At 61.1% G+C, this 16,494-nt stretch carries 18 protein-coding genes and 1 other RNA gene; 12 read left to right on the top strand and 7 right to left on the bottom strand.

Annotated elements, in window-relative coordinates:
- Positions 1 to 67: 67 nt before the first annotated feature.
- Positions 68 to 739: a monofunctional biosynthetic peptidoglycan transglycosylase gene (mtgA, locus tag ACQY6C_RS10575; RefSeq protein WP_427968525.1), complete on the bottom strand. Its 672-nt coding sequence runs from the start codon at positions 737 to 739 to the stop codon at positions 68 to 70.
- An 89-nt stretch (positions 740 to 828) separates the two neighbouring features.
- On the opposite strand from mtgA, the gene ACQY6C_RS10570 reads away from it, so the two are divergent.
- Positions 829 to 1,101 carry a DUF4242 domain-containing protein gene (locus ACQY6C_RS10570; protein ID WP_427968523.1) on the top strand — a complete coding sequence of 91 codons (273 nt, stop codon included), beginning with the start codon at positions 829 to 831 and terminating at the stop codon, positions 1,099 to 1,101.
- Between the two features lie 151 nt (positions 1,102 to 1,252).
- On the opposite strand, the gene rpoH is transcribed toward ACQY6C_RS10570, so the two are convergent.
- Together rpoH and ACQY6C_RS10560 are read right to left on the bottom strand one after the other, a co-directional pair.
- Positions 1,253 to 2,158, bottom strand: coding sequence for an RNA polymerase sigma factor RpoH (gene rpoH / locus ACQY6C_RS10565; RefSeq protein ID WP_427968521.1), 906 nt, complete (start codon positions 2,156 to 2,158; stop codon positions 1,253 to 1,255).
- A gap of 123 nt (positions 2,159 to 2,281) precedes the next feature.
- Positions 2,282 to 3,226: an RluA family pseudouridine synthase gene (locus ACQY6C_RS10560; protein ID WP_427968519.1), complete on the bottom strand. Its 945-nt coding sequence runs from the start codon at positions 3,224 to 3,226 to the stop codon at positions 2,282 to 2,284.
- 59 nt (positions 3,227 to 3,285) lie between these two features.
- On the opposite strand from ACQY6C_RS10560, the gene ACQY6C_RS10555 reads away from it, so the two are divergent.
- From ACQY6C_RS10555 to ACQY6C_RS10525, 7 genes are all read left to right on the top strand, one after another.
- Positions 3,286 to 3,984, top strand: coding sequence for a Mov34/MPN/PAD-1 family protein (locus tag ACQY6C_RS10555; protein WP_427968517.1), 699 nt, complete (start codon positions 3,286 to 3,288; stop codon positions 3,982 to 3,984).
- Between the two features lie 129 nt (positions 3,985 to 4,113).
- Positions 4,114 to 4,773 (top strand): histidine phosphotransferase family protein, encoded by a 660-nt coding sequence (locus tag ACQY6C_RS10550; RefSeq protein ID WP_427968515.1) that lies wholly within the window; start codon positions 4,114 to 4,116, stop codon positions 4,771 to 4,773.
- A gap of 42 nt (positions 4,774 to 4,815) precedes the next feature.
- On the top strand, positions 4,816 to 5,523 hold the full coding sequence (locus ACQY6C_RS10545) for an N-acetylmuramoyl-L-alanine amidase (RefSeq protein ID WP_427968513.1): 708 nt from the start codon (positions 4,816 to 4,818) through the stop codon (positions 5,521 to 5,523).
- 97 nt (positions 5,524 to 5,620) lie between these two features.
- Positions 5,621 to 5,986: a carboxymuconolactone decarboxylase family protein gene (locus ACQY6C_RS10540; protein WP_427968511.1), complete on the top strand. Its 366-nt coding sequence runs from the start codon at positions 5,621 to 5,623 to the stop codon at positions 5,984 to 5,986.
- A 122-nt stretch (positions 5,987 to 6,108) separates the two neighbouring features.
- On the top strand, positions 6,109 to 6,822 hold the full coding sequence (aqpZ, locus tag ACQY6C_RS10535; RefSeq protein WP_427968510.1) for an aquaporin Z: 714 nt from the start codon (positions 6,109 to 6,111) through the stop codon (positions 6,820 to 6,822).
- A 64-nt stretch (positions 6,823 to 6,886) separates the two neighbouring features.
- An RNA gene (rnpB, locus tag ACQY6C_RS10530) (RNase P RNA component class A) lies at positions 6,887 to 7,317 on the top strand.
- A 104-nt stretch (positions 7,318 to 7,421) separates the two neighbouring features.
- Positions 7,422 to 7,826, top strand: coding sequence for a hypothetical protein (locus tag ACQY6C_RS10525; RefSeq protein ID WP_427968508.1), 405 nt, complete (start codon positions 7,422 to 7,424; stop codon positions 7,824 to 7,826).
- Positions 7,827 to 7,901: 75 nt separating this feature from the next.
- Here the strand turns inward: ACQY6C_RS10525 and ACQY6C_RS10520 are convergent, their stop codons facing one another.
- Positions 7,902 to 9,212 (bottom strand): UDP-glucose dehydrogenase family protein, encoded by a 1,311-nt coding sequence (locus ACQY6C_RS10520; RefSeq protein ID WP_427968506.1) that lies wholly within the window; start codon positions 9,210 to 9,212, stop codon positions 7,902 to 7,904.
- Entirely contained in the window at positions 9,209 to 9,955 is a 747-nt protein-coding gene (locus ACQY6C_RS10515; RefSeq protein ID WP_427968504.1) for a metallophosphoesterase family protein, read from the bottom strand. The genes ACQY6C_RS10520 and ACQY6C_RS10515 overlap by 4 nt, the downstream gene beginning before the upstream one ends.
- 365 nt (positions 9,956 to 10,320) lie before the next feature.
- Between ACQY6C_RS10515 and ACQY6C_RS10510 the strand changes: the two genes are divergently transcribed.
- Positions 10,321 to 11,205 (top strand): TorF family putative porin, encoded by an 885-nt coding sequence (locus tag ACQY6C_RS10510; RefSeq protein WP_427968502.1) that lies wholly within the window; start codon positions 10,321 to 10,323, stop codon positions 11,203 to 11,205.
- Between the two features lie 72 nt (positions 11,206 to 11,277).
- Here ACQY6C_RS10510 and ACQY6C_RS10505 read toward each other — a convergent pair whose 3' ends face one another.
- Positions 11,278 to 12,036, bottom strand: coding sequence for an SIMPL domain-containing protein (locus ACQY6C_RS10505; RefSeq protein ID WP_427968501.1), 759 nt, complete (start codon positions 12,034 to 12,036; stop codon positions 11,278 to 11,280).
- A gap of 81 nt (positions 12,037 to 12,117) precedes the next feature.
- On the opposite strand from ACQY6C_RS10505, the gene ACQY6C_RS10500 reads away from it, so the two are divergent.
- Positions 12,118 to 12,555 carry a VOC family protein gene (locus tag ACQY6C_RS10500; RefSeq protein ID WP_427968499.1) on the top strand — a complete coding sequence of 146 codons (438 nt, stop codon included), beginning with the start codon at positions 12,118 to 12,120 and terminating at the stop codon, positions 12,553 to 12,555.
- A gap of 36 nt (positions 12,556 to 12,591) precedes the next feature.
- Here ACQY6C_RS10500 and nhaA read toward each other — a convergent pair whose 3' ends face one another.
- On the bottom strand, positions 12,592 to 13,815 hold the full coding sequence (nhaA, locus tag ACQY6C_RS10495; protein ID WP_427968497.1) for a Na+/H+ antiporter NhaA: 1,224 nt from the start codon (positions 13,813 to 13,815) through the stop codon (positions 12,592 to 12,594).
- 89 nt (positions 13,816 to 13,904) lie between these two features.
- On the opposite strand from nhaA, the gene ACQY6C_RS10490 reads away from it, so the two are divergent.
- Entirely contained in the window at positions 13,905 to 15,308 is a 1,404-nt protein-coding gene (locus ACQY6C_RS10490) for a glycosyl transferase family protein (protein WP_427968495.1), read from the top strand.
- The gene (locus ACQY6C_RS10485) at positions 15,305 to 16,438 is read left to right on the top strand and encodes a hypothetical protein (protein ID WP_427968493.1); all 1,134 of its coding nucleotides are present in this window, start codon (positions 15,305 to 15,307) and stop codon (positions 16,436 to 16,438) included. Before ACQY6C_RS10490 ends, ACQY6C_RS10485 begins: the two co-directional genes overlap by 4 nt.
- Positions 16,439 to 16,494 lie beyond the last annotated feature (56 nt).

The following is a 16,494-nucleotide window of genomic DNA, read 5'->3' as shown; positions in this document are numbered from 1 at the left end:
TGCCGGGCGGGTCGCCTGTGCTGCGGCGCAGCGCGAGCATCATGCGACGGCGCAAACCTGCCTGGCCCTATTCGTAAACGCAGGCGTCGAGGCCTTCCCTCTGCACCACGCCCATCCGGCGGCGGATCGTATTGCCATGCCGCGCAAGCCAGCCCGAAGGGCTCACAACCGCGCGCTTTTTGGGAAGGGGCAGGGCGGCCGCCATGCGCGCCGCCTCGCTCGGTGTCAGCCGCGCGGCCGAGTGCTGGAAATAGCGCTGGGCCCCTGCCTCCGCGCCATAGGTGCCAATCCCCGTCTCCGCGACGTTGAGATAGACTTCCATGATCCGGCGCTTGCCCCAGACCTTCTCGATCAGGAATGCGAACCAGGCCTCAAGCCCCTTGCGGAAATAGCCGCCGCCTTGCCACAGGAACACGTTCTTGGCGGTCTGTTGCGTAATGGTTGAGCCGCCGCGGATGCGCCCGCCCTGCGCATTGCGCGCCGCTGCCTTGGCGATCGCTTCCGCGTCGAAGCCGTTGTGCGTGCAGAACTTGCTGTCCTCCCCCGCAATTACGGCGCGCACCATGTTGCGGTCGATATTGGAGAGCGATTCCCAATCCTTGGTGATGCCGTTTCCGTCTATCATCATGGTCGCGGTGATCGGCACCGGCACCCATTTGAACAGCAGCACCAGCGCCAGGCTGATGCCGATGAACCACAGGACGGCCTTGGCAATGAAACGGACGACTGCACGGACCATATGTTTCGGTTAGCGCGCAGTCGCAGAAATACAATCGCTCTTTGGCTGGATCGGCTATGCAGTCCGCCGGGTCGCGGGGAGAACATGCCATGCCGCAATTCGTAATCGAACGGGAAATGCCGGGCGCCGGCTCGCTGTCGCCGCAGGAACTGAAGGAAGCATCGCTGCAATCCTGCAAGGTGCTGCGCGATCTTGGGCCCGAGATCCAATGGGTCCATTCATACGTCACCGATAACAAGATCTATTGCATCTATCGCGCGCCAGACGACCGGCTGATCCGCACACATGCCGAGACCGCGGGCTTTCCGGCGAATTCAGTTTCACAGATTCGCGCGACGATCGACCCGACCACGGCGGAGTAGGATGGCAGGTACGAAAGACCCTCTCCACCTTGCAGCGAAGAGGGTCGTGGTGATCTTGGTCGCGGCAGCCAAAGGGCGACCGCCCGCCACGCCTACTGGCGCGAAAGCCTAAGGGGCCGGATGGCCCCGCCGGCGACTAAGGCAAAACCAGTCAAGCCGCGCCGGGCAGAAGCCTTTCGCCGGCGATCCGCTGCATCGCTTTCTGCAGCTTTTCGAAGGCACGCACTTCGATCTGGCGGATACGTTCGCGACTGACGTCGTAAACCTGCGAAAGCTCCTCCAGCGTCTGCGGATTATCCGTCAGGCGCCGTTCGGTAAGGATGTGCTTTTCGCGCTCGTTAAGCGCGTCCATCGCTTCCTCAAGCATCTCGTGGCGAACCTGCGCCTCTTCGGCGTCGGCGACTGTCTCGTCCTGCAGCGGGCGATCGTCGGTCAGCCAGTCCTGCCATTCGCCGGACCCTTCCTCGCCGCCGCGCATCGGCACATTGAGCGAGCCGTCGCCGCCCATCATCATGCGCCTGTTCATGTTGACGACTTCCTGTTCCGGCACGCCCAGATCGGTGGCGATCTTCGTCACGTCATCGGGGTGCAGGTCGGTGTCTTCATAGGCGTCGAGGTTCTTCTTCATCCGGCGAAGGTTGAAGAACAGCTTCTTCTGCGCGGCGGTCGTGCCCATCTTCACGAGCGACCAGCTGCGCAGGATATATTCCTGGATCGATGCCTTGATCCACCACATGGCGTAGGTGGCCAGGCGGAAGCCGCGTTCGGGCTCGAACTTCTTCACGCCCTGCATCAGGCCCACATTGCCCTCTGAAATGAGGTCGCTGACCGGCAGGCCATAGCCGCGATAGCCCATGGCGATCTTCGCCACGAGGCGCAGGTGGCTCGTCACCAGCTGCGCGGCAGCTTCGGGATCTTCATGCTCCTCATACCGCTTGGCGAGCATGTATTCCTGCTCGGCAGTCAGTACAGGGTACTTCTTGATTTCTGAGAGATAGCGGTTGAGGCTCTGCTCACCGCTCAGCGCGGGGACCGCCAGATTCTTGGATTTGCTCACTACTTCCCTAACCTTTCTTGCGTCGACCTCACGGCGCCGGACCCCTGATGGGCATCCGTCTGTGCGGGCCACGTGGTTACATATAGATGGATTTGCCGCGATTTGCAGTGACTTTCGTCGATTTTAACGACCAAGTTCGTCGATCAGTTCCCGCATATCGGCGGGAGGTTCCGAAGAAAACTCGATCCATTGGCCGCTCACAGGGTGTTCGAATCCCAGACTTTGTGCGTGCAGAGCCTGTCTTGCGAACTCCAAGTGCTTGAGAACAGGCCGCAATTTTGCTGGTGTCCGTCCATATGTTGGATCCCCCAATAGCGCATGTCCGATTGACGCACAGTGAACGCGCACCTGGTGGGTACGCCCGGTCTCCAGCCTGCACTCGATAAGTGCGGAAGAATCCAAGTTTTTCAGTGTCTTGAAGTGCGTTATCGCATGTTTCCCGCGCGAGGAATTCTTTTCGAGCAACGTCATTTTCTTGCGGTTGGAATCGCTGCGACCGATCCTGCCTTCGATTGTGCCTTCGGGCGGGCTTGGATGGCCTGCGCAAACCGCCAGATAACGCCGGTGGATCGAATGATCCTTGAATTGGCGCGCCAGGCCTTCATGCGCCTTGTCGCTCTTGGCCACTACCAGCAGGCCGGATGTGTCCTTGTCGATTCGGTGCACGATACCAGGGCGGGCGACGCCGCCAATTCCGGAAAGCCGCCCGTGGCAGTGATGGAGCAGAGCATTGACCAGCGTTCCGTCCGGATTGCCTGCCGCTGGGTGCACCACCATGCCAGCGGGCTTGTTGACCACGATGAGGTGTTCGTCCTCATAGACCACGTCGAGCGGAATATCCTGTGGCTGTGCTTCGGGCTCGGCGGCAGGGGGGACTGCGATCCGGAAGCTTGCACCTTCGAGCACCTTGGCGCTCGGGCTTGTGGCGATCTTGCCATCGATCTCGACATGGCCCTTGGCAATCAGCGCCTTGATCCGCTCGCGCGAAAACTCGCTCGCTTCCGCCAGAGCCTTGTCGAGGCGGGCGGACTGGGTAACTTCGCCAGTGATGGTAATTCCTTGGCCCAATATGCCTTCCCGTTCGCCCTGAGCTTGTCGAAGGGTCGCCCTTCACTTAGCAATTGGGCATGACCTTCTGGGCCTATATACTGCATTGCCGTGGCGGCGTTTTCTATACCGGCCATACAGATGATCTGGAATTGCGCGTGGCGCAACATCAGAGCTGTTCGGTCCCAGGCTTTACATCGAAATATTTGCCGGTCGAACTTGTCTGGTCCCAGGAATTCTCGGCACGTGATGAAGCGCTGGAAGCGGAGAGGCAGATCAAGGGTTGGTCGCGCAAGAAGAAGCTTGCTCTGATACGTGGTGACTGGGAAGCAATTGCGCGCCTTGCCAGAAGCAAAAGCGGCCCTTCGACAAGCTCAGGGCGAACGGAAGTCTTGGTTTCTCGCACGCTGCACACACAATTGTTCGAAGAGGCTCGTTCCGCCCATCCGCTCGAATGCTGTGGAATCCTTTTGGGCGAGGGTTATCGCATCACCACGGTCCAGCCCGCGCTTAATGTCCATCCAGATCCCGAAACGCATTTCGAGATCGATCCGCAGGCGCTGATCGAAGCGCATCGCGCAGCGCGAGAGGGTGGGCCGCAGGTGCTGGGCTATTATCATTCGCACCCCAACGGCGCGGCTGAACCTTCCGCAACCGATGCGGAACTGGCGGCGGGCGATGGAGCAGTGTGGGCGATCGCGGCGAACGGAGGCGTGACGTTCTGGCGTAGCGAGGAAGGCGGGTTCACCCCGCTTTCCTACCAGATCGTCGATCCCTAGAACGGATGTATGCACCGGCTTGGCCCATCTTCACCAACAGCTTTTGACAAGGCGGGTGGCGGGGGGCGGCTTTTGTTCTTATGAACTGTGTTCCATGTGTTCCATCCTGTTGGAAATTGTCAGCCAAGAATGACCCAAACTTCCGCTACCGACCTCGCCGCCTTGCTGTGTTCCCGGCTGTGCCATGACATGCTTTCGCCTGTGGGAGCGCTGTCCAACGGGATCGAATTGCTGGCCGAGGAAAAAGATCCCGAGATGCGCAAGCGCTGCTTCGAGCTGCTGGAACAGAGCGCCAAGATCAGCACCGACAAGCTCAAATTCTTCCGGCTGGCCTTTGGTGCAGCGGGCGGCTTCGGAGATGCGGTGCCGGTCGAGGAATCGAAGGCGGTTATCGATGCGCTGGTGTCCGATGCCAAGCGTGTCACGGTCAATTGGTCGATCGACTGCGCGAACCTGCCCAAGCCGGCGGTCAAGGTGATGCTCAATTTCGCACATATCGCGCTCGACGCTTTGATTCGGGGCGGCACGCTCGATATCGGGGCGGAACTGCGTGACGGCTCGGCCGAGATCGTCGTGCGGGCACAGGGTGATCGCATTGCATTTGACGACAATATCGGGCGCGCGCTGGAAGGCGACATGCCTGCATCCGAGCTTTCAAGCCGGACTGCGGCAGCGCATATGATAGCCTTGCTGGCCGAAGAAACCGGTGGGGGCTTGCAGTACAAGAAGACGGAGAACGCGCTGGTCCTCGGTGCGGTACTACCTCAACCGTCGGGCATGATTGGATAAGATGTCGGTGTTTCGACAAGTGCCGCGGGATCGGAACATCGCATGAGCGACGAGCTCGTCCACGCTGAGCGGCTCTCGCCCAATTTCAATGAGCGAACGCTGCCGATCAGCATGGTCGTGCTCCACTACACCGAGATGAAACCGGTCGAGACTGCGCTCGATCGGTTGTGCGATCCCGAAGCTGGCGTCAGCGCACACTACCTGATTTCCGAAGAGGGGATCGTTACCCGGCTTGTCCCGGAAGAGATGCGCGCATGGCATGCAGGCGCCTCCTATTGGCGCGGTCACAAGGATGTGAACTCGGCCAGCATCGGGATTGAGCTCGACCATCCCGGCCACGAATTGGGCTATCGCGAGTTTTCCGAACCACAGTTCCAGGCCCTGGTTCCGCTGCTGGCGCGGATCGTGAAGGACTATGACATCCCGCGCGCCAATGTGGTGGGCCATTCCGATGTCGCCCCCGCGCGCAAGATCGATCCGGGCGAGCTGTTCCCGTGGGAGCGGCTGGCCGAATACGGATTGTGTCTCAGGCGGCCTGAAAAGCTGGAGCTGGGCGATCCGTTCGACAATGACGGCGCGTTCTATCTCGCACTGGAACGGTTCGGTTACGACATCACCGATGGTCACAAGGCGGTCGAAGCCTTTCAGCGCCGCTGGCGTCCGCACAGGATCGATGGCGAGATCGACGGGCAGGTGCGCGCGATCCTGTTCCAGCTTCTGCTCGACCGTGATCGGGGCGCGGCGCGCTGACGCCAAGGGGCACATCCCAAAAATTGAGATAGATCAATGTTCGTTGCCTGAATTGGCGCGACATTCAGCTTTGGACAAACACGAGGAGTCCCCCACAATGGCACATACCGAGTTCAAGGATTGGCCCGCCATGGCCGCCAATTTGCTTCCCGCGATCAAGGAACTGCACAAGGGTACGCCCGGCGTGATGAAGGCTTTTCGCGAGATGGGTGCCGCCGCGCATGAAGGCGGGGCGCTCGATGCCAAGACGAAAGAGCTTCTGGCAGTCGCCATCTCGGTGGCGGTGCGCTGCGACCCTTGCGTGACCTATCACGTCGAGGGCGCACGCAAGCATGGTGCAACGCGTGAGGAGATTGCCGAAACACTTGGTTTGGCGATCTACATGGGCGCGGGGCCAAGCGCGATGTACGCGGCGCAGGCACTGGAGGCCTACGACCAATATAGCGATCAGGCGGCGGGCTAGAGCGGCGTTCGTTCTCCGCAAGCGCGGCGAGATATCCCCAGCCGGATTCGGTGATTGAACGGAAATTCGGCTATCCTTTCCGACAGTTCGCACATGTTGCGAGTGGGAGAGGAGTTGTAGTCATGTTGAGAAAGCTCTTTGCGGAGTTCTTCGGAACATTCTGGCTTGTGTTTGGCGGATGCGGTTCTGCGGTTCTCGCTGCAGGCTATCCGGAACTGGGGATCGGCTTCGCGGGCGTTGCGCTCGCATTCGGCCTGACAGTCTTGACGATGGCCTATGCCGTCGGCGGCATTTCGGGTGGCCATTTCAATCCGGCGGTGTCTTTCGGTCTGGCGCTCGCCAATCGCTTTTCATGGGGTGAACTGATCCCCTATTGGGCGGCGCAGTTGGTTGGCGCTTTCTGCGCTTCCGGCATGCTGTTCGTGATCGCATCGGGTGCGCCCGGTTTTGAGCCAGGCGGTTTTGCCTCGAACGGCTTTGGCGATCTCTCGCCCGGAGGATACTCGATGCAGGCCGCGCTGCTGATTGAAATAGTCCTGACGGCGGGTTTCCTGATCGTGATCCTGGGCTCGACTTCGCCCAAGGTTCCGGGCGGCTTCGCACCGATCGCGATCGGCCTGGCGCTGACCCTGATCCACCTGATCTCGATCCCGGTCACCAACACATCGGTCAACCCGGCGCGTTCGACCGGCGTAGCCTTCTATGCGGACACGGCGGCGGTCGGGCAGCTGTGGCTGTTCTGGCTCGCTCCGCTGATTGGTGCCGGCCTTGGGGCCTTCGTCTGGCGCTATCTGCTGGGGCCGGAGGAATCGCTGCAGGATATCGGCGGCGAGTGACACACGGCTGATATTGGGCGGGATCGGCTTCCCTAATCCCGGTCTCGCCCCTATATGCGCTCTGTCAGGAGGCCAGGCAGCCGCGAGCGCATTAGCGTTCGAGGAAAGTCCGGGCTCCACGAAACGAGGGTGGCGGGTAACGCCCGCCCGGCGACCAGCCGCTCAGGCGGAGGGAAGCCGAGGGAAAGTGCCACAGAGAGTATACCGCCGATGGCCCCTAAAGGGCACAGGCAAGGGTGAAAGGGTGCGGCAAGAGCGCACCGGGGATCCGGCAACGGGTTCCGCATGGCAAACCCCACCCGGAGCAAGGCCGAATAGGGGCCTCGCGCCTGAGCCTTTCGGGGCAAGGGTAGGGGCGTTTCGCCCCGAGAGGCCCGGGTTGGCTGCTTGAGCCATGAGGCAACTCATGGCCTAGATGAATGGCTGCCCCTGCGGCGCTGGTCCCAAGGGATACCGGTTGCAGGACAGAACCCGGCTTATCGGCCTCCTGACACTTTGAACCCTAGGCCATTGGGTTGCCCCATTGGGCGAATCCGCTTCTGTAGGATCATGCCACATGGTATGTGCGCGCCGGGTCGCCTCTGCTGAAGGGGATACCCATGCGTAAAATTGCCTTGATCCTTGCTCCTGTGGCCCTGGCGGCCTGTTCGAGCGAGCCAGCCGAACAAGCACCTGCGGATGATGCCGCAGCCGAACCGGCCATGGAAGCGCCCACCGTCGCAAATGGCTCGGGCCCTGGAACCTATCTTGCAACGGCAGCTGATGGCACAGTGACGACCACCGTCATCGGTGCCGACGGAACCTATTCGGATACGGATGCCGAAGGGAATGTGATCGCCGAAGGAAGCTGGGCGGTGACCGACGGCAAGACCTGCTTCACCCCGACCACCGAAGGCGTGGAGCCCATGTGCTTCACAGAAACGGCCCCGGCCGAAGACGGTTCATTCACTGCTACGCCGGATTCGGGCGATCCAGTTACGGTGAAACCTGCTCCGGCCGAGTAAGGCGCCGACTAGCGCGCATCCTGACAAGGTGAGCTGGGGCTGGCAGCCAGAAGGCAGCTTGAGATCGGGCGGGGCTTAGCCTCGCCCGACGCTCGCATATTCGAAGCCTTTTTCGCGTACGTCCTCCGGATTATAGATGTTCCTGAGGTCGACCAGAACCGGCGCCTTGGCGATGGATTTCACCCGCTCGAGATCGAGTGCGCGGAAGGCGTCCCATTCGGTTACGATCGCGACTGCATCGGCGCCTTCGATCGCTGCATATGGATCTTCGCACATGGTCACTTCAGGCATCAGCGGGCGCGCCAGTTCCATGCCTTCAGGGTCATAGGCCGCGACCGAAACCCCGGCATCGGCCAGCGTCTGCGCAACGGCGATGGCGGGGGAATCGCGCATGTCGTCCGTATTGGGCTTGAAGGTCAGACCCAGCAGCGCAACCTTCTTGCCGCGCGCCGCGTCCTGCCCGCCCAGCGCGTCGATCACCTTGCGGCCCATCGCTCGCTTGCGGCTGTCATTGACCTTCACAACAGCTTCGACGATCCGCACCGGGCTCTCGAAATCTTCAGCAGTCTTGAGCAGTGCCAGCGTATCCTTGGGGAAGCACGAGCCGCCATAGCCCGGCCCTGCGTGAAGGAATTTCGCACCGATACGGTTGTCCATGCCGATCCCGCGGCTGACATCCTGCACATTGGCTCCGACCTTTTCGCACAGATCGGCCATCTCGTTGATGAAGGTGATCTTCGTCGCGAGGAAGGCATTCGCCGCATATTTGATCAGTTCGCTCGAGCGGCGATTGACGAACAGGATCGGGGATTCGTTGAGGAACAGCGGGCGATAGACCTCCTGCATGACCTCGCGCCCGAAATCGTCCTCGGCACCGATCACGATCCGGTCAGGCCGCTTGAAATCGCCGATCGCCGCACCTTCGCGCAGGAACTCGGGATTGGACACGACCGAGGCCTTGTGCGGGGTGCCGCTGGCCTGCAGGATACGCTCGACCTCGTCGCCCGTCCCAACGGGGACGGTGGATTTGGTCACAATCACCGCGTCATTCGTAAGGCTTTCGCCCACTTCGCGCGCGACCGCATAGACAAAGGAAAGGTCTGCGTGCCCGTCGCCACGACGGCTGGGCGTGCCAACGGCGATGAAGATCGCCTTCGCATCCTTGATACCTTCGGCAAGGTCCGTGGTGAAGCTGAGGCGACCTGCCTTGACGTTGCTTTCGACCAGAGCATCGAGACCAGGCTCGTAGATCGGCATCACGCCTTCATGGAGGCGGTCGATCTTCGACTGGTCCTTGTCGATGCACACGACGTCATGTCCGAAATCGGCAAAGCAGGCACCCGACACCAAGCCGACATAGCCCGATCCCACCATCGCAATCTTCATGAAGCAAGTTCTCCGGAAATAATCTCGATTGTTTCGCCATCATTGGCTGCCTGGATCGTGCGCCGCCGGTCCTCTTCGAGGACGAGCGCAGTGAGCAGGCCGGTGCGGAAAGCGCCGGTATCTATACCGATCCGGTTACCGCAATCCTCCACTTCGTCATAGATCGTGTGGCCGTGCACGACGATCTTCTCCAGCGGCCCCTTGTGGCGCAGGAACCGGTCACGAATCCACAGCATGTCGCGCCGCTTCTGGTCCTCGATCGGGACCAGCGGATCGATTCCCGCGTGGACGAACAGGTAATCGCCGCAGACGATCCTTTCTTCGAAGGTCGCGATAAAATCGAGGTCCTCATTGGCGATCAGCGAAGGTAGCCGCTCGAACAATTCGTCGATTGTCAGTTCGTTGAACTCTCGCGATGGAATGCCGTAGCTCAGGATCGTTTCACGCCCGCCATGTTTCAGGAAGTGGCGCAGCACTTCCTTGTCGGCCAGTGATTCGGTGAACATTTCTTCGTGATTGCCGGTCAGGATGCGAACACGGCGCTGCTGTTGCCACTGGCGGGCGCGTCGCAAGACGCCGGCGCTGTCGGAACCGCGATCGACCAGATCACCCAGCAATACGATCGTGGTGTCCGCCGGCGCGCCGCTCCGGTCGTCGGCTTCAATGGCCTTGATCAGTGCCTCGAACAGGTCGCACCGCCCGTGGATATCGCCCACGATATAGTAGCGTTCACCATCCGGCACCCGCGGTTTGGCGGGTTTCGCAATGGAGGAGCGAAACTTTTTACGGATGGATTCAAGAATCATGATTCAATGCTGGCCGGTCTGCGCCGCGACTTAGGCGTTTGTCGCCCGGTCGGCAACTGATCGACATTGTTCCACATTGTCAGGGCACAAGCTGAACAGCCTGCAGCTTGCGGGGTCGATCTGTCATGGTGATGCAATAATTCAACACTCTTGCGTGAACGCGCCGAGTTTTGATTTTAATCTTGTGCAATGCAGCAGACCTGTGCACGATTAATGCGCATCTGGTCGAGATCACCCGTCAAAAAGAGGTGACCACCGGATTCGCAGGTGGGACGAGGCACAATACGACAAAGGAAATTGTCATGCTCACGTCCATCCGCGGCCTTACCGCTGCGACTCTTGTTACCGGCCTTGCTCTCTCCGCAGCGCCGGCTTTCGCGGAAACCGTTGCGGTTTCCGATTCCGATTTCACTGTAGAAGCAGGTTCGGTCGATACCTCGGTAGCTCTTGCCGATATCGATCTCGATCGCGCTATCGAAACCATCAACGCCGAAGATGCCAGCCACATGGATGGCGAAAGCGGGTTCACGGCCAGCGCGAATGTCGCCTTGACCACAGACTATCGCTTCCGCGGTGTCTCGCTCTCTGCGGGCGACATGGCGATCCAGGGCGGCTTCGATATCTCGCATAGTTCGGGCCTGTATGTCGGCACCTGGGCGTCTTCGATCGAAGGCGGCGGCTCATACGGCGAAATGGAGCTCGATATCTATGGCGGCTGGAGCGGCGACCTCGCCGAAGGCGTCAGCTTCGATATCGGCCTGCTCTATTACATGTATCCGACCGATGGCGACGCTGTGTTGAACGACTACAACGTCAACTATTGGGAACCCTATGCTTCGCTCGGTTTCTCGATCGGCCCGGCATCGGCCACGGTCGGCGTTGCCTATGCGTGGGATCAGTCGTCGCTCGGTGACGAAGATAACCTCTATCTCTACACCGACCTCGAGTTCGGCATTCCCGACACTCCGCTGACGCTGAGCGGTCACCTCGGTTATACCGACGGTGTGCTTGCTCCGCCGCTGCTGGCGGGCGCGCTCGACGATACCGGTCTCGACTGGTCGATCGGTGCATCGGCTTCGCTGTTCGGCCCGCTTTCGGTCAGCGTTTCCTACATCGGTGTCGAAGGCCCGTCGATTGACGGCTTCACGGATGATACCTTGGTTGCAACGCTTTCGGCGTCGTTCTGAGCTATAATCCTGAACTGATATAATCAGGAGGAACGGGGCGCATACGCGGCAAGCGTGTGCGCCCCCTCTTTGTCAGACGAGTGAGAAGTTCACTGTCGTGACTACGCGGACCTTCTTGTAGGGCGTATCGCTGACGCCCCAGCCGCCGCCATCGCCATCGCGGGCCTCGATCGAGAAGTACCCCTGCGTCGCATCGCGGATTGCGCCCACCTCGGCGCCGCTATCATTGGCAAACTGTTGGGCTGCCGCGCGAGCATCGCGGGTCGCCTCCGCCACCATTTCCGGCTTGATGTCGTTGAGCCCGGTGAAAGTGTAGCTCATCCCGGAGCCTTCCTCGAGGAACACGCCGCGGCTCACCAGATCGAATTGCTGTGCGACTGCCTTTTGCGCCAGCTTGATATCGTTGGTGCGCAAGGCAAGGCGCTGCCGCACTGTGTAGCGGATCGATCCGTTGGGCGTATTGTAGCTTGAGACGTTCGCGCCGGTCGGCTGCAGCGCGCTTTCAGGGAATCCCAACCCCTTGAAGAATTCCTCGATCGCCTTGGTATCGGCACGAACCTTGGCCTGTGCAGCGGCCAGATCGGTCGAGGTCGAGGAATAGGAGATCGTCCAGGTAGCAAGATCGGCAGTAACGTCGCGTTCCGCCAGCCCGCGAACCGTGACCGCCCTGTCGGCTTCTTTCGCGCGCAACAGCCCGCCGCCGAGCAGATAGCCGCCCAGAATGAGGCCGAGTGCCACGATCAAGGCTGTGCCGAACCATCGCAAGGTATTGCCGTCCGCAAGAAAACCATGCTTTTCGCCATTTGTATCTGGCACCGTTTGCGTGCTCATCCTATCCTCCAGTGAGTTCGATTGATGCGATGAGTTGTGCAAAATCATCGATGAACCGTTTTTGAATGAGGCAGCCAAGCGATGGTCAAATATCTCCACACCATGATCCGCGTCACAGATCCCGATGCGACGGTGGATTTCTTCAAGCTGATCGGGCTGGAGGAGACTCGCCGCTTCGATGTCGAGGCGGGCCGGTTCACGCTGATCTTCATGGCCGCGCCAGGCCAGGGCGACGTGGCGGAGGTTGAACTGACCTACAACTGGCCGGCGGAAGATGGCAGCGCGCCAGAACAATATGAGGGCGGCCGCAACTTCGGCCATCTCGCCTATCGAGTGGAGAACATCTACGAGACCTGCCAGCGGCTGATGGATGCCGGGGTGACGATCAACCGGCCGCCGCGTGACGGCCACATGGCATTCGTCAGGTCACCGGATGGCATTTCGGTCGAGCTGCTGCAGGAAGGCAGCCTGCCGCCGCAGGAGCCCTGGGCGAGCATGGAGAACACCGGAAGCTGGTGAACGGCGCGCGCGCTGTGCCCGCGTGCCTTGTGACAGTCAGCTCGCCTCTGGTTCGTTGCCCCGATCGTTGCACTCTTCCTCCGGGTGTGTGGTGGTGAGGCGCAGGACGATATAGCCCGCCACTGCTGATATCAGCGAGCCCGACAGGATACCGATCTTGCCTTCCTCGATCAGCAGTTCGTTGCCCGGAAAAGCCAGCCCGCCAATAAACAGCGACATGGTGAAACCGATTCCGCACAGGATGGAGACCCCCCAGATCTCCGGCCAGCTGGCGTTCTCCGGCCGCGGGGCGAACCCGGTCTTGTCGGCCAGGAGGATTGTCAGAAAGATTCCGATCTGCTTGCCGAGGAACAGGCCGGTGGCGATGGCATAAGGCAAGGGATCGAGCAAAGCTTCCACCCCAAGCCCATCGAGTGCCACGCCCGCATTGGCAAAGCCGAAGACCGGCACGACCAGATATGCATTCCAGGGCGCGAGGCCATGCTCGAGCCGTTCGAGCATTGAATTGCCGTCTCTGCGCTTCATGGGAATTGTCAGCGCTGCGACCACGCCGGCGATCGTTGCATGCACGCCGGTGTTGAGGACACAGAACCAAAGCACCACGGCCAGCAGGATATAGGGGGTGAAGGCGCTCACCTTCATCCGGTTCAGCCCCATCATCAGGCCGAACACCACAATCGATCCAACGAGCCACACCATCTTTATCGTTGGTGTGTAGAACACCGCAATGACCAGCACCGCCCCGATATCGTCGACGATCGCGACCGTCAGCAGGAACAGTCGCAGCGAAGCAGGCACACGGCTGCCCAGCAGGCCGAGTACGCCCATGGCAAAGGCAATGTCGGTCGCGGCGGGGATGGCCCAGCCATTGCTGTATTCGCCGCCGCCGGAAACCAGCATGTAGATAGCTGCGGGCACGGCCATGCCAGCGCCTGCGGCAAACATGGGTAGCCGCCTCTGGCGCGCGTCGGACAATTGTCCGGCTACAATCTCGCGCTTCACCTCCAGCCCGACGACAAAGAAGAAGATCGCCATCAGCGCATCATTGATCCACAAATGCAGATCATGGAGCTTCGCGATGGGCGTCCAGCTCAACTCTCCGTAGAACAGCTCGCGATATTCGCCCGAGAGCGGCGAATTGGCCGCCAGCATGGCGGCGGCTGCGACCAGGATGAGAAGGATGCCCGCCGATGCGTCGCTTACAAAGAGCGAGCGAACGGGAGCAAAGACGGAGCGGAGTGGATTGCGATTGTCGTTCATGTCTGACGCATGCTCTTTAGAAAACTTACATCGGTTGCAAGGGTGGAATGTTGGCGGTAACGTAAAAAATGCAAAGGGGGTGGGTCGCCTTGGCAATCTGGGATCTTACGTTCTGGCAATGGTTTGTGCTGTTTCAGCACGAGATGCTTCTGTTTGCCGGCGTCTTTTTCCTGATCGGTGCAATTGACGATTTTTCGATCGACCTGTTGTGGATCTGGCTGCGTCTCAATGGACGGGCCAATACGCCGCAATTCAATGGCCAGCACTTGGCCACCAAACCGCTCGCCGGACTCGCGGCCGTCTTCATCCCCGCATGGCAGGAAGCCGATGTCATCGGCGATACGATTGCCCATGCGCTGAAGGCCTGGCCGCAAAACAATATGCGCCTCTATGTCGGGTGCTACAGCAACGATCCGGAGACCGTTGCCGCCGTGATGCGTGCCGCACCGCGCGATCCGCGCTTGCGGCTGGTGATCCACGAGCGGGAAGGTCCGAGCACCAAGGCAGACTGCCTCAACCGGCTCTACCGCGCGCTTTGCACCGATGAACAGCGGGTGGGCGCGAAGGCACGCATGGTGGTATTCCACGATGCCGAAGACATGGTCGATCCTGCGGCCCTGGGTCTGATCGACCTGACCATGGACCGGGCCGAGTTTGTCCAGCTTCCCGTATTGCCGCTGCCGCAGGCGAAGAGCCGCTGGATCGGCAGCCATTATTGCGAAGAGTTTGCCGAGGCGCATGGCAAGTCGCTGGTGGTTCGCGGAGCGCTGGGCGCGGCCATCCCGGCAGCGGGTGTTGGATGCGCGGTCGACCGGATGGCGCTGGCGCGTCTGGCCGCCACCCATGAATCCCGTATGCCGTTCGCTTCGGATTCGCTGACGGAGGACTACGAACTCGGCCTTGCCGTTGCCGCCAATGGCGGTCGTTGCCGCTTCGTTCGTGCCCGCCGCGAAGATGGAGAGCTCATTGCCACGCGCGCATTCTTTCCTTCACGGCTCGATCATGTCGTGCGGCAGAAAACGCGCTGGGTACACGGCATCGCTTTGCAGGGATGGGACCGGCTGGGCTGGACAGCACGACCGGCCGAAATATGGATGCGGCTGCGCGACAGGCGCGGCCCGTTGACGGCGCTGGTCCTTCTGTTGGCCTATATGCTGCTGGCATTGTCGGCTCTGGGATGGGCCGCATCCTTGATGGGCTATGGCCAGCCGATGGAGATGACTCTGGCGCTCAAGCTGTTGCTGGCGGCCAATTTCTTCTCCTTCGTGTGGCGCGCAATGTTCCGTTTCGGATTTGCCGCGCGCGAATACGGGATACTCGAAGGTGTGCGTGCCATCTTGCGGATTCCCGTGGCCAACATCATCGCGATCATGGCGGGGCGCCGTGCGCTGTTCGCCTATGTTCGAAGCCTGGCGGGGCATGCGCCGGTGTGGGACAAGACCCCGCACTTCATCCATCCGGCCCGGGCACAGCCAGAGGCGCTTCCTGCATGAGTGCTTCAAGCGTAAGTCGGATGCGCGGCCGGCCATTGGCGGTGCTATTCCTGCTGCTCGGCCTGTGGGTGACGGTGCGCATCATGCTGTGGGAATCTCCGTTCCCCATTTCGCGTTCCCTGGCGGAACTGGGGCCACAGCTCCTGGCTGCCAGCTCTCCGGGGGCGTCCGAACCTGAGCGTGCCGGTCATGGAGCCGGGCAAGCGGACGAACCGTCAGGCTATGTGCTCCCCCCTGATAACGTGTACGGCATCGAAGCTCCGCTCGAACCGCCGGTCTGGCCGCAGGAATTTGAACGACCAATCGAGCCGCCGCTTGGCCAGCCTTTGCCGCCGCCCACTGTTCGAACTGCTGCCGCCCACCAGCTGATGTGGCTGGCCGCGATGTCGCAGCTTCCCATGCCCGACGTGATAGGGGAGCGCGCAACCTCGGCAGCAGGGCCGGGCAAGGCTTTGGCTGCGAAAACTCCAGATACGGATCGCTGGTCGCTCGATGGCTGGGCTTTCTGGCGCGATGGATCGACCAATGGCCTGAACCCGCAGGGACGCCAGCCAATCTATGGCGCCAGCCAGCTTGGCGCCGTGTTGCGCTATCGCCTGGCTCCGCAAAATGCGCGCGATCCGCGTGCCTATCTCAGGGTTTACAAGGCGCTGATCACTGGCGGTGAGAGCGAAGTGGCAGCCGGGTTCTCGGCAAGACCGCTCGCTAAGCTGCCGTTGCGCGCTCATGCCGAGATGCGTGCAACCCGCTTCACCGGCGGGACCGAAATCCGCCCTGCGGTCTTTGCGACGAGTGAACTGCCGGTTGCGCGCTTGCCGGCAGGCTTCCGCGGCGAGGCATATCTGCAAGGCGGTTATGTCGGCGGAAAGCAGGCCACGGCGTTTGCCGATGGGCAGGTCCATCTACTGCGCGATGTGCATCAGTTCGATCTGGGCAAGGTCAGCGTGGGCGGCGGAGCCTGGGGCGGCGCGCAGGAAGGCGCTCGGCGGATCGATCTCGGCCCTAGCATGCGCGTCGATGTGCAACTGGGCGAGACACCCGCTCGCGTTTCGGTTGACTGGCGCGAGCGTGTGGCGGGCAATGCCGAGCCGCGTTCTGGTGTCTCCGTGACGCTTTCAACTCGCTTCTAGCGCCAATCGGTCCTGATTGACGCATTCGCGCCGCACCGCGCAGGCAATATTTCCCA

It is taken from the genome of Altererythrobacter sp., from assembly GCF_050299635.1.
Taxonomy (GTDB): domain Bacteria; phylum Pseudomonadota; class Alphaproteobacteria; order Sphingomonadales; family Sphingomonadaceae; genus Erythrobacter.
This window is presented reverse-complemented; position numbering and strand designations above follow the sequence as displayed.

What these genes read in the sequence shown, in the direction of transcription:
- ACQY6C_RS10485 (WP_427968493.1), top strand. Translation starts at nt 15,305, where the DNA reads ATGAGTGCTTCAAGCGTAAGTCGGATGCGCGGCCGGCCATTGGCGGTG.
- ACQY6C_RS10555 (WP_427968517.1), top strand. Translation starts at nt 3,286, where the DNA reads ATGACCTTCTGGGCCTATATACTGCATTGCCGTGGCGGCGTTTTCTAT.
- ACQY6C_RS10525 (WP_427968508.1), top strand. Translation starts at nt 7,422, where the DNA reads ATGCGTAAAATTGCCTTGATCCTTGCTCCTGTGGCCCTGGCGGCCTGT.
- aqpZ (WP_427968510.1), top strand. Translation starts at nt 6,109, where the DNA reads ATGTTGAGAAAGCTCTTTGCGGAGTTCTTCGGAACATTCTGGCTTGTG.
- ACQY6C_RS10550 (WP_427968515.1), top strand. Translation starts at nt 4,114, where the DNA reads ATGACCCAAACTTCCGCTACCGACCTCGCCGCCTTGCTGTGTTCCCGG.
- ACQY6C_RS10520 (WP_427968506.1), bottom strand. Translation starts at nt 9,212, where the DNA reads ATGAAGATTGCGATGGTGGGATCGGGCTATGTCGGCTTGGTGTCGGGT.
- nhaA (WP_427968497.1), bottom strand. Translation starts at nt 13,815, where the DNA reads ATGAACGACAATCGCAATCCACTCCGCTCCGTCTTTGCTCCCGTTCGC.
- ACQY6C_RS10570 (WP_427968523.1), top strand. Translation starts at nt 829, where the DNA reads ATGCCGCAATTCGTAATCGAACGGGAAATGCCGGGCGCCGGCTCGCTG.
- ACQY6C_RS10505 (WP_427968501.1), bottom strand. Translation starts at nt 12,036, where the DNA reads ATGAGCACGCAAACGGTGCCAGATACAAATGGCGAAAAGCATGGTTTT.
- ACQY6C_RS10510 (WP_427968502.1), top strand. Translation starts at nt 10,321, where the DNA reads ATGCTCACGTCCATCCGCGGCCTTACCGCTGCGACTCTTGTTACCGGC.
- ACQY6C_RS10540 (WP_427968511.1), top strand. Translation starts at nt 5,621, where the DNA reads ATGGCACATACCGAGTTCAAGGATTGGCCCGCCATGGCCGCCAATTTG.
- ACQY6C_RS10545 (WP_427968513.1), top strand. Translation starts at nt 4,816, where the DNA reads ATGAGCGACGAGCTCGTCCACGCTGAGCGGCTCTCGCCCAATTTCAAT.
- ACQY6C_RS10500 (WP_427968499.1), top strand. Translation starts at nt 12,118, where the DNA reads ATGGTCAAATATCTCCACACCATGATCCGCGTCACAGATCCCGATGCG.
- mtgA (WP_427968525.1), bottom strand. Translation starts at nt 739, where the DNA reads ATGGTCCGTGCAGTCGTCCGTTTCATTGCCAAGGCCGTCCTGTGGTTC.